General features: G+C 59.0%; 11 protein-coding genes and 1 pseudogene. 6 read left to right on the top strand and 6 right to left on the bottom strand.

All coding sequences use genetic code 11. The annotated features are described in order from the left end of the window. Positions 1-268 precede the first annotated feature (268 nt). From EGI20_RS14115 to EGI20_RS14095, 5 genes are all read right to left on the bottom strand, one after another. Positions 269-1,156 (bottom strand): DUF4145 domain-containing protein, encoded by an 888-nt coding sequence (locus EGI20_RS14115; protein ID WP_498632241.1) that lies wholly within the window; start codon positions 1,154-1,156, stop codon positions 269-271. A gap of 147 nt (positions 1,157-1,303) precedes the next feature. Then, entirely contained in the window at positions 1,304-2,767 is a 1,464-nt protein-coding gene (trpE, locus tag EGI20_RS14110; RefSeq protein ID WP_498632239.1) for an anthranilate synthase component I, read from the bottom strand. 131 nt (positions 2,768-2,898) lie between these two features. Then, a complete protein-coding gene (locus EGI20_RS14105; RefSeq protein ID WP_498632237.1) occupies positions 2,899-3,828 on the bottom strand; it encodes an SDR family NAD(P)-dependent oxidoreductase in 930 nt (309 codons plus the stop codon). Further along, positions 3,828-4,511 carry a ribulose-phosphate 3-epimerase gene (rpe, locus tag EGI20_RS14100; protein ID WP_160797714.1) on the bottom strand — a complete coding sequence of 228 codons (684 nt, stop codon included), beginning with the start codon at positions 4,509-4,511 and terminating at the stop codon, positions 3,828-3,830. The genes EGI20_RS14105 and rpe overlap by 1 nt, the downstream gene beginning before the upstream one ends. A gap of 69 nt (positions 4,512-4,580) precedes the next feature. Continuing rightward, entirely contained in the window at positions 4,581-4,961 is a 381-nt protein-coding gene (locus EGI20_RS14095; protein ID WP_498632235.1) for a hypothetical protein, read from the bottom strand. A gap of 171 nt (positions 4,962-5,132) precedes the next feature. On the opposite strand from EGI20_RS14095, the gene apaG reads away from it, so the two are divergent. The 6 genes from apaG (at position 5,133) to EGI20_RS14065 (ending at position 9,928) form a co-directional block, all read left to right on the top strand. Further along, complete coding sequence (gene apaG / locus EGI20_RS14090; protein ID WP_124736125.1) at positions 5,133-5,510, top strand: Co2+/Mg2+ efflux facilitator ApaG/CorD; 378 nt, start codon at positions 5,133-5,135, stop codon at positions 5,508-5,510. 174 nt (positions 5,511-5,684) lie between these two features. After that, the gene (locus tag EGI20_RS14085; RefSeq protein ID WP_498632234.1) at positions 5,685-7,472 is read left to right on the top strand and encodes an ABCB family ABC transporter ATP-binding protein/permease; all 1,788 of its coding nucleotides are present in this window, start codon (positions 5,685-5,687) and stop codon (positions 7,470-7,472) included. Positions 7,473-7,626: 154 nt separating this feature from the next. After that, on the top strand, positions 7,627-7,902 hold the full coding sequence (locus EGI20_RS14080; RefSeq protein WP_124736127.1) for a LysO family transporter: 276 nt from the start codon (positions 7,627-7,629) through the stop codon (positions 7,900-7,902). Beyond that, entirely contained in the window at positions 7,899-8,501 is a 603-nt protein-coding gene (locus tag EGI20_RS14075) for a LysO family transporter (RefSeq protein ID WP_498632232.1), read from the top strand. The genes EGI20_RS14080 and EGI20_RS14075 overlap by 4 nt, the downstream gene beginning before the upstream one ends. Positions 8,502-8,559: 58 nt before the next feature. Further along, positions 8,560-9,099, top strand: coding sequence for a peptide deformylase (def, locus tag EGI20_RS14070; RefSeq protein WP_498632231.1), 540 nt, complete (start codon positions 8,560-8,562; stop codon positions 9,097-9,099). Next, entirely contained in the window at positions 9,074-9,928 is an 855-nt protein-coding gene (locus tag EGI20_RS14065) for a hypothetical protein (RefSeq protein ID WP_498632229.1), read from the top strand. Before def ends, EGI20_RS14065 begins: the two co-directional genes overlap by 26 nt. Here EGI20_RS14065 and EGI20_RS14060 read toward each other — a convergent pair. Next, positions 9,925-10,328: pseudogene (locus tag EGI20_RS14060) on the bottom strand (class II fumarate hydratase); the annotation flags it as partial. The gene EGI20_RS14065 and the pseudogene EGI20_RS14060 overlap by 4 nt on opposite strands.

Below are 10,328 nucleotides of genomic sequence, written 5' to 3'. Positions count from 1 at the left end.
CGCACGGCGGGTGTAGTACGCGCATTTTTATGCAGACGAATGTTCAAGATCGGGCCTCGACAGTGGACTGTCGCAGCTTACCCAAAACCTCCCTAGCGAGGAAGAGCGGGTAGCTGCGGATGGATATCCAATTGTCCGAGACCCTACAGTTAAATCATCAGCCACGAAAACGACTGGGTTGGCAAGCGCCGACAGCGGTCTTCAAAAGTGGTAAGCCATTGAACAAAATTAACTATTGACTGTTGCACTTACTTTTTGAATCCACGTTCTAATTACTTGGGCTTTGAGCGATGTAGTGTTGTAGTTTATCTTTTGACCCAGCAAAACTATCAATTTTCCCTATGGTAAGTAATGAGTATGTTCCAGATTTTATTTTTAATATGAGTTGGTCTTCATGAGATTTTAAGTGGCCGTGCAGTCTTCTGGTATCTCGGCCTAGTATGTTTATCAAGGGGCGTTCCACGTTAGTAGGGCTATTTTTTAATTTAATTTCTAGTAGTTTTTCGAATTCAGAATATTCTTTTATTATGGTTTGTAGTGTGGAGTTTACGTCGCTGTCTAATATGTATAGGTTGGTTATTAAGTGTTCTATTACTTTAAGTGCAGCTAAGAGTTTATAAATGTCTGGGGATTGTATTTCATGGGCAGCATCGTTTCCTAAAAATCTGATTGCATGTAGCCGATCTGCGTCCATGATTGAGACGAGTCCTGCTTTTTTTAGTTTATCTATTCGAGTCTCTAGAGTTCTTCCTATGATTTTTTGTTCATTGCAAATTGCTTCAATGGTCGCTCTTAGACCTATTCCTCCTAGTATATTTGATTTTACCTTTATTGCTTCGATTGATTCTTGGTAAATATTCCTTACTACATCAGGTACTCGATCTATATCTTGAATTGACTGGTGGTTGGGGAGGGTTTTAGGATATGTTTCAAAGTCTTTTGGCACATCCCATTCGTTATCTGAAATTTGATAGGCATCTTCAATATAATAGGTGATTATTCTAAAGCTCTTTGTTTCGCAGCCTCGGCATGCGATTATTTGATAGTGGGTATCCATTCGGTAATCATGGAAGCTGTCAATATTTTCATTTATTACATCTTGCCGGGTGTCGCGATTACAGCTGCTGCATGGGGTAATGATGGGCGATTTGCTCATGTATGACTCGATTCAATAATGCGGATTGGTCTATGTGGCCGCTGTGAGTGGCGTAGAGTACTAAATTCTTGAATAGACTTTTAGCTGCTCGGTGGTGTTTCCCGGAGCCATCAGTGTTTCAAATCACTTGGAACGGGCCAAACAGTCTTACCCATCCAGCCCCGCCTGTACCAGTTCCGCCGCGCGGATCACCGCGCGCGCCTTGTTTTGCGTTTCCTGCCATTCCGATTCGGGCACCGAGTCGGCGACGATGCCGGCGCCGGACTGTACGTACAGGGTGTCGTTCTTGATCACTGCGGTGCGGATGGCGATGGCCAGGTCCATGTCGCCGGAGAAGCCGAGGTAGCCGACGGCGCCGCCGTAGACGCCGCGGCCGGTCGGCTCGTACTCGTCGATGATTTCCATCGCCCGCACCTTGGGCGCGCCGGACAGGGTGCCGGCGGGGAAGGTGGCTTTCAGGATGGCGATATTGGAGACTTCGGGCCCGACCGTGCCTTCGACGCTGGAGACGATGTGCATCACGTGCGAGTAGCGCTCGATCACCATATTGTCGGTGACGCGGACCGAGCCGGTGGCGGCGACGCGGCCGATGTCGTTGCGGCCCAGATCCATCAGCATCACGTGTTCGGCGATTTCCTTGGGGTCGGCCAGCAGGTCGGCGGCCAGTGCCTCGTCCTCATCGCGCGTTTTGCCGCGCACGCGGGTGCCGGCGATCGGGCGCACGGTGACGCTGTCGTGCTCGCGCCGCACCAGGATTTCGGGCGAGGCGCCGACCACGTGGAAGTCGTCGAAATGGTAGAAGAACATATACGGCGACGGATTGAGGCTTCTGAGCGCGCGGTACAGCGACAAGGGCGAGTCGCTGAACGGCATTGCCATGCGCTGCGACAGCACCACCTGCATGATGTCGCCGTCGACGATATAGCGTTTGGCCGATTCGACCGCGTCCTTGAACGCGGCCTGGCCGAATTCGGAGCGGGCGCTGGTGGGGGTGGACGGCAGCGATAGCGGCATCGGTGCCGGCTCGCGCAGTTTGGCGCGCAGCTGTGCCAGCCGCGCTTGAGCCTTTTGCAGCGCGTTGGGCATGGCCGGGTCGGCGTACACCACCAGATAGAGTTTGCCCGACAGGTTGTCGACCACCGCCAGCTCTTCGGACAGCATCAGCAGGATGTCGGGCGTGCCGGCCGGATCGGGCTTTTTCGCCGCTGCCAGCCGTTTTTCGACGTAGCGTATGGTGTCGTAGCCGAAGTAGCCGACCAGGCCGCCGGTAAAGCGCGGCAGCGCGTCCAGCGGCGGGGTGCGAAAGCGCGTCTGGAACGCCTCGATAAAGGCCAGCGGGTCGCCTTCGTGGTGTTCGATCACCTTGTCGCCGTACTCGACCTGCACGCGCTGGCCGTTGACGCGCAAGCGCGTGGTGGCGGGCAGGCCGATAAACGAGTAGCGGCCGAAGCGCTCGCCGCCGACTACCGATTCGAGCAGATAGGAATAGGGCGCGTTGGCCAGCTTGAGGTAGACCGACAAGGGGGTGTCGAGGTCGGCGAACAGCTCGAGGGTGACGGGGATGCGGTTATAGCCTTGGGCCGCGAGGCGGCTGAATTCTTCGTGTTGCATGTCAAGCTCCCGGTTGGAAAACGGCGGTGGAATAAGGCGTGGGTCAGGGCTGTGAGCTACGCCATCGGCCGCGCCGGAAAACCGAGAGTGAATGCATGATTTAACTTCTTTTCATTAAATGGTTTCCATTGTCACCCATTTTTCATTAAATCGTATAGTTCGGCAAGGCTGTCGAGCACGATATCTGCACCCAGATTGGCGGCATCGGCATAACCGTAGCTCACCGCGATGGCCGGGCTGCCGGCGGCGCGGGCCGACAGGATGTCGTTGATCGAGTCGCCGACCATGGCGATTTCTTCGGTCTTGAGGTTCAGCACCATGGCGGTGTGTTGCAGCGGCATGGCCGACGGCTTTTTCTCGCTCAGGGTGTCGCCCCCGATGACCAGCGAGAACAAATCGCCCAGCTCCAGCAGCTCCAGCAGCGGTACGGCGAGGCGTTCGGACTTATTGGTGATCACCACCAGCGGCAGGCGCAGCACCTTCAGCAGGGCCAGGCCGTCTTTTACGCCGGGGTAGAGCGAAACCACGCGTGCACCATCTGGCAAGCTTGCCTGCTCGGCCGCCACGCAGCGGCTGAAATGGTCCAGCGCTGCCTTGCTCGCGCCATACACGCTCCAGCCGGCGATGGCCGAAGCGGCAGCGCCGGACGAGATATTGAGGATGCGCACCTGCGCGCCACGCCCTGCCGCCCAGGCCAGAAATGCATTACATAACAGCATGGGGGCGAGCGTGTTAAGCGCCAGCGCATGCTCGACGCCGCCTTGCGGGTAGTGGCCGCACGGGGCGATGGGCGCAACGGTGCCGGCGTTATTGATCAGCGTCAGCGTGGCAAACGGGCCTGTCCCCAGTGCCGCCAGCGCGCGCTCTGCCACCAGTTCCAGCAGGGCACTGTCGGCCAGATCCGCCTGAACCCAGGCCAGGCGCGCGCCCTCGGGCAGCGTGAGGGTCTCATCGCTCTGGCGCGCGATACAGACAAGATCGCTGTCTTTTGTTGCGAGCGTGCGCGCAAGGGCAGCGCCCAGACCGCGCGATGCGCCGGTGAGCAGGATGCCGTGACGCATTAGCGGCCTGCCTGGGAAAGCTCGGCGCGCATGGCGTCGATGACGGCTTTGTAGTCAGGCTGCCCATAGATGGCGGAGCCGGCGACAAAGGTGTCGGCACCGGCCTCTGCGATGGCGCGGATATTGTCGACCTTGACCCCGCCGTCAACTTCCAGCCAGATTTCGCGCCCGGTTTTTGCCGTGTATTCGTCGATGCGCGTGCGTGCGGCGCGGATCTTGTTCAGCGCCTCGGGGATAAAGCTCTGGCCGCCGAAGCCGGGGTTGACCGACATGATCAGGATCATGTCTACCTTGTCCATTACATGGTCAAGGTAGGACAGGCTGGTTGCCGGGTTGAACACCAGGCCGGCTTTGCAGCCGGCGTCGCGGATCAGGCCCAGCGTGCGGTCGATGTGTTCGGAGCCTTCCGGATGGAAGGTGATGATATCGGCACCGGCCTTGGCAAACATCGCCGCCAGCGCATCGACCGGCTTGACCATCAGGTGCACGTCAATGGGTGCGGTGGTGTGCGGGCGGATGGCTTCGCAGACCAGCGGGCCTATGGTCAGGTTGGGGACGTAGTGGTTGTCCATCACGTCGAAGTGGATGATGTCGGCGCCGGCGGCGATGACATCTTTGACTTCATCGCCCAGACGGGCAAAGTCGGCGGAAAGCAGGCTGGGTGCGATACGGAAATTCATGATGTCGACAGGGTAGGATGGGGCCGTTATTGTAACGCCCCTGTTCCTGAGCTGCCATGGCGGATTGCCGTATCAGTGCGTGAGCTCGGCGGCGGGGGTGTCAGCGGGCTCCGCGCTTGGCGGGACCGCCTCCTCCACGATGGTGACTTCTTCTGCCAAGATTGCGAGCGCATCGCTGGCGGCCTGATCGGGCTGGGGGCTACGCACACTCGCGGCCCGTGGCAGGATGGTCACGGTATTGGAGTGGGGTTTGGGCGTATAGGCGCTGACGCTGTCTTCATTGGATGAAGGCGTATACGGCGCGAGCAGTTCCGGCCCGTTTTGCGCGCCGGGCAGGGTCTGCCCGCCTGACGACAGCAAGGTGGCAACGATAATGGCCAGTAGCACTAAGCCGGCGCCAATGGCGGCATGTTTGCGTGAAGGCAGTTTCAGGCGGGAGGTGTGCTCGGACATGGGCAAAGGCAAGGAAAACCGCTACAGGGCGGCGGCTGATTCTCGCCATTCGCCATCGCAATGTCAATTGCCTAAGGCGGGGTGTCAGGGCCGGGATGATCCTTGTTGCAGGCAAGCTAGCCGGGACAGGTTATGATGCAACCATTGTCGGGACAGACATAGGGACGGGATATGAGCGAGCAGTATCGAATTGAGGTTGAGGTCAGTGCTTTTTTTATCGAGGAGCAATCGGATATTGCCCATGACCAGTACGCTTTTGGCTATCAGGTGCGTATCCGCAATCTGGGTAATATCGGCGCGACGCTGATCAGTCGCCACTGGCTGATCAGCGATGCACATGGCGCGCTGCAGGAGGTGCGGGGTCAGGGCGTGATCGGCGAGCAGCCCCATCTGGCGCCCGGCCAGGTGTTCGAGTACAGCAGCTGGGCACAGCTGACGACGCCGTGGGGCCAGATGCGCGGCAGCTACCAGATGCAGGCGGACGATGGCCAGCGTTTTGATGCCGACATTCCCGAGTTCCATCTGGTCCTGCCGCGGATGCTGCATTGAGGATGTGACGTGGGGTATCGGATAGTTTCCTAACCCCGTGGCCAGGTCCACCAGACGATAAAGCCGCCCAGCAACAGGGCGAACAGCGCTTCCAGCAATAAAATCCACATAAGTTTGGCCTTGGGTGTTTTATTCACTCTTGGTCAAACTGTCACCAATAGGCAAGTTTTTGTCATGAGATTTACCCATACCGGCCCGGCGCCAAGCAACCGCAACGACGTCAAGACCTTAAAAACGCTGCTGCCTTATCTGATGCAGTTCAAGTTCCGCCTGGTGCTGGCGCTGTCCTGCCTGATTCTGGCCAAAGTCGCGACCGTGACCGTGCCGCTTTACCTCAAGGATATTGTTGACGCTTTGTCGGTGCCGGCAAGTGCGCTCGCGGTGCCGGTGATGGCACTGGCCGGCTTCGGTATTGCCCGCTTGCTGTCCAGCGTGCTGGGCGAAATGCGCGACGCGGTGTTTGCGCGGGTGATACAGGGTGCGATCCGTCAGGTGGCGCGGCAGATATTCAACCATCTGTTCCGCCTGTCCTTGCGCTTTCACCTTAACCGCCAGACGGGCGGCATGAGCCGTGATATCGAGCGTGGCACCAAGGGCATCGGCTTTTTGCTCAACTTTACCGTGTTCAATATCCTGCCGACGCTGATCGAGATTGCACTGGTGATCGGCATTTTGCTGGCGCGCTACGATGTGTGGTTTGCCATCGTCAGCTTTGCCACTATCGCGGTCTATATCACCTTCACCTTGCTGGTAACCGAGTGGCGCACGGTGTTTCGCCGCTCGATGAACGAACTGGACTCCAAGGCCAATAGCAAGGCAATCGATGCGCTGATCAATTACGAGACGGTGAAGTACTTCGGCAACGAAGGCGTAGAAGCCGCGCGCTACGATGCGGGTCTGGCGGCATGGGAAAAATCGGCGGTGAAAAACCAGGTATCGCTGTCCATGCTGAATGCCGGTCAAGGCGTGATTATCGCCTTTGGCGTGACGGCGGTGATGGTGATGGCGGCGCAAGGCGTGGTGGGCGGCACCATGAGCGTGGGCGATGTGGTGCTGGTGTCGGCCTTCCTGACCCAGTTATGGTCGCCGCTGCATTTCCTCGGTTTTGTCTATCGCGAAATCCGCCACTCGCTGGCCGATATGGAGCGCATGTTTTCCCTGCTGGATGAAGGCGCCGAGGTGGATGATGCGGCCAATGCAGAGGTGCTGGATACGCGTAGCGCCAGCGTGCGCTTTGACGGGGTCGATTTCGGCTACGACAGCAAACGCCAGATTCTGCATGGCGTCAGCCTGACTATTCCCGAAGGCAAGACGCTGGCGGTGGTCGGCTCGTCCGGTGCCGGCAAATCGACGCTATCGCGCCTGCTGTTTCGCTTTTACGATGTCAGCCATGGCCGCATCAGCATCAATGGCCGCGATATCCGCGCACTGACGCAAGACAGCCTGCGCGCCCATATCGGCATCGTGCCGCAGGATACGGTGCTGTTCAACGACACCATCGGCTACAACATCGCCTATGGCCGCCCCGGTGCCAGCCAGGCCGAGGTGGTGGAGGCCGCCAAAAGCGCGCATATCCACGATTTTGTCGTCAGCCTGCCCGATGGCTACGACACCATGGTCGGCGAGCGCGGCCTCAAGCTTTCCGGCGGCGAAAAACAGCGCGTAGCCATTGCCCGCACCATTCTCAAGAATCCGCCCATCCTGATTTTCGATGAGGCCACCAGTGCGCTGGATTCGCGCACCGAAAAATCCATCCAGCAGGAATTGGCGGCCATCTCGGCCAACCGCACCACGCTGGTGATTGCGCATCGCCTGTCTACCGTGGTCGACGCCGACGAGATTGTGGTGCTGGAGCACGGGCGCGTACTGGAGCAGGGCACGCACCGTGCGCTGGTGGAAAAAGGCGGGCGCTATGCCGAGATGTGGGCCTTGCAGCAGCAGGGGGAAGTGGCCGAGGCATAGCGTGCGGGGCCGGTGAATGCCGGCTTTGTCATTTAAAAATCAAATACAGTATCCGGAACGGGTTGAGCAATGTTGCGGCGCATGGTAAACATGATGGGTCCTGTTTAGCTGTGTCCGGCTTTGCGCCGGCGCGCATCCTGTTTGCGGAGTTCCCATGTTCAGTGTGATTGCCTGTCTGCTGGCAGGTATTGTCGCCGGCCATTTGCTGCGCGACTGGCGTCATGTGCGCCATATCGGCCGGCTGATTTCGCTGGCCATTTTTCTGCTGCTGTTTCTGCTTGGCCTGTCGGTGGGCGGCAATGAGGCGATTCTGTCCAATCTGTCGACCATAGGCGTGACCGGTGTGGTGATTTCGCTGGCGTCGACCATGGGCAGCGTACTGGCGTCGTGGTGGGTCTATGTGCGCTTTTTCCGCAAGGATGAAGCATGAAGGGCGCGCTGACGATTATTGCTTTTTTCGTGCTCGGGGTGATGCTGGGCTGGTCGGGCGCTTTGCCGCTGTGGCTGAGCGAGAGCGACTTTACCCTGTATGCGCTGTTTTTCTTGCTGTTTTGCGTTGGCGTATCGGTCGGGGCCGACGACACCCTGCGCCGCACCATCGCGCGCATGCAGCCCAAGATCCTGCTGATTCCGCTGGCCACCATAGTCGGCACCTTGCTGGGCAGCTTTGCCATCAGCTTTGCGCTGGATAATGTGTCGGCCACCGAGTCGATGGCGATCGGTTCGGGCTTCGGCTATTACTCGCTGTCTTCCATCTTTATCACCCAGTACAAGGGTGCCGAACTTGGCACCGTCGCGCTGGTGTCCAATGTATTCCGTGAAATCTTCGCGCTGTTGATGGCACCGCTGCTATTCAAGGCTTTCGGCAAGCTGGCGCCGATTGCCGCCGGTGGCGCCACCACCATGGACACGACCTTGCCGGTGATCAGCCGCGTGTGCGGGCGTGACTGGATTTTTGTCGCCATGCTGCACGGCTTTGCCGTCGATCTGTCGGTGCCGTTTCTGGTGACCTTTCTCTGCCGTTTCTAAAGGCCGGCACCGTGCTCTGCTATGATCCGGAGCTGCCATCCGTTTCTGGAGTTCTGCCGTGCCTGCCGACACCCCCATTATCCAGCTAGGCCACCCGGTACTGCGCCAGGTGGCGCAGCCTGTGGCCGATATTCATGCGTCTGCCGTTCAAGCCCTGATTGATACGCTGATTGCCAGCGTCAAGGAGGCAAACGGGGTCGGCATTGCCGCCCCACAGATTGCTTCTTCGCTACGCCTGTTTGTCGTGGCTTCCCGTCCCAGCGTGCGCTACCCGTATGCGCCTGATATGGCGCCGACCGCCATGATCAACCCGTGCGTGCTGTGCTATGGCAGCGAAAAGGTCAAAGACTGGGAAGGCTGTCTGAGCGTTGGCGGCTTGCGTGCTCTGGTGCCGCGCCACCAGAGCATCGAGGTTGAATATACCGACCGCCACGGCCAGTGTTGCCGGCAGGTGCTGGACGGTTTTGTTGCGCGCATTTTCCAGCATGAACTGGATCATCTGGACGGGCTGGTGTTTCTTGACCGGGTCGAGCACCAGGATGATGTCTTCAGCGAAGAAGAGTACCAGCAATATGTCGCCGCACGGACGACGGCCTGATCTTGCCCTGCGCCTGCTGTCGGCTCTGCTGCTTGTGTTATTGAGTGGCTGTGCCGGCCGGGCGCCGCCACTTTTTATACCGCCAGCCACCACCGCTATCGAGCCGGGCAGCAAGCTCACCCGTCTGGCGCTGGGAGACGGTGCCGTGCTGTTGGCCGAGCGGCGCAGTGGCACGTCCTGCGTGCTGCTGCTTAATGTGCACGAGAATGAAAGCACGGCCTTGGCTGCCGGTGGCGCCTTGCTGCCGCGCTATGGCGGACGTTTGCTGAGTTTGCACCATGGCGGCGGGCGCCTGTTGCGCTTTGGGGTGAATGGCGATGATGCACGCGCCGATCCCAACCGTATCTTCAGCCGGGCAGGGCTCGCGGCAACACTGGAACACTACGGTTCGAACAGCGCGGCCGCGCGCCTCGCGCTGGCCGGCTTTACCGAGACTTTGCTTGCGCAACTGGCGCCAGATAGCGCCAGTGCCATCATCAGCCTGCACAATAACCATCCCGGCGGCTATTCGGCCGCCAGCTATTTGCCCGGCGGCGCGCTAGCCAGTAGCGCCGCTGAAGTGTCATTGGCGCCGGGTGTTTCGCCCGACCAGTTTTTACTGGTGAGCGAAAAGCGGCTGTTCTTGCCGCTGGCCGCGCAGGGTTTCAATGTGGTGCTGCAAGACAAGAACGCGCCGGACGATGGCTCCTTGTCTGTTTACGCTGCAGCTCACGCTATCCCGTATATCAATGTCGAGGCTACCGCAGGTGCCTTGGCTGCCCAGACGGCGATGCTGGAGGCGGCTTTGCAACTTTTGGCGACAAGCGGATTGGCGCGCTGCGCTGCCTAGTCTGGATCTGTCTTCCTGTCTGGTCCTGCCATTGCGCCCGCATCGCAGAGCTTATCGAACAGCGCCGCTTCCACTCCCATTTGCAAGGCTGCTACCCGTAGCGGCAAATCTTGCGTCAATGCCAGCTGTGCGATTCTGGCTGCCTGCTCATAGCCTATGACCGGTGCCAGCGCGGTTACGCGCATCAGCGTGCTCTCGACATCGCGTGCAAGGCGGGCGCTGTCGGCCTGGCAGTTTGCGACGAGGTGCCGGTTAAAGCTGTCCATCGCATCGCCCGCCAGGCGCAAGGACTCCAGCAGGTTGCGTATGATCAGCGGCTTGTACACATTCATCTGCAGCATGCCGCCAGCGTTGCCAAGCGTCACCGCCTGATCGTTGGCCATGATCTGCAATGCCACCA

Source organism: Aquitalea sp. S1-19, from assembly GCF_024343515.1.
This window is presented reverse-complemented; position numbering and strand designations above follow the sequence as displayed.

Bases quoted from the DNA above. Each gene is read 5' to 3' on its own strand.
- EGI20_RS14075 (WP_498632232.1), top strand. From the start codon at position 7,899: ATGAAGGGCGCGCTGACGATTATTGCTTTTTTCGTGCTCGGGGTGATG.
- EGI20_RS14080 (WP_124736127.1), top strand. From the start codon at position 7,627: ATGTTCAGTGTGATTGCCTGTCTGCTGGCAGGTATTGTCGCCGGCCAT.
- trpE (WP_498632239.1), bottom strand. From the start codon at position 2,767: ATGCAACACGAAGAATTCAGCCGCCTCGCGGCCCAAGGCTATAACCGC.
- EGI20_RS14105 (WP_498632237.1), bottom strand. From the start codon at position 3,828: ATGCGTCACGGCATCCTGCTCACCGGCGCATCGCGCGGTCTGGGCGCT.
- apaG (WP_124736125.1), top strand. From the start codon at position 5,133: ATGAGCGAGCAGTATCGAATTGAGGTTGAGGTCAGTGCTTTTTTTATC.
- EGI20_RS14085 (WP_498632234.1), top strand. From the start codon at position 5,685: ATGAGATTTACCCATACCGGCCCGGCGCCAAGCAACCGCAACGACGTC.
- EGI20_RS14095 (WP_498632235.1), bottom strand. From the start codon at position 4,961: ATGTCCGAGCACACCTCCCGCCTGAAACTGCCTTCACGCAAACATGCC.
- EGI20_RS14115 (WP_498632241.1), bottom strand. From the start codon at position 1,156: ATGAGCAAATCGCCCATCATTACCCCATGCAGCAGCTGTAATCGCGAC.
- EGI20_RS14065 (WP_498632229.1), top strand. From the start codon at position 9,074: ATGTCGCCGCACGGACGACGGCCTGATCTTGCCCTGCGCCTGCTGTCG.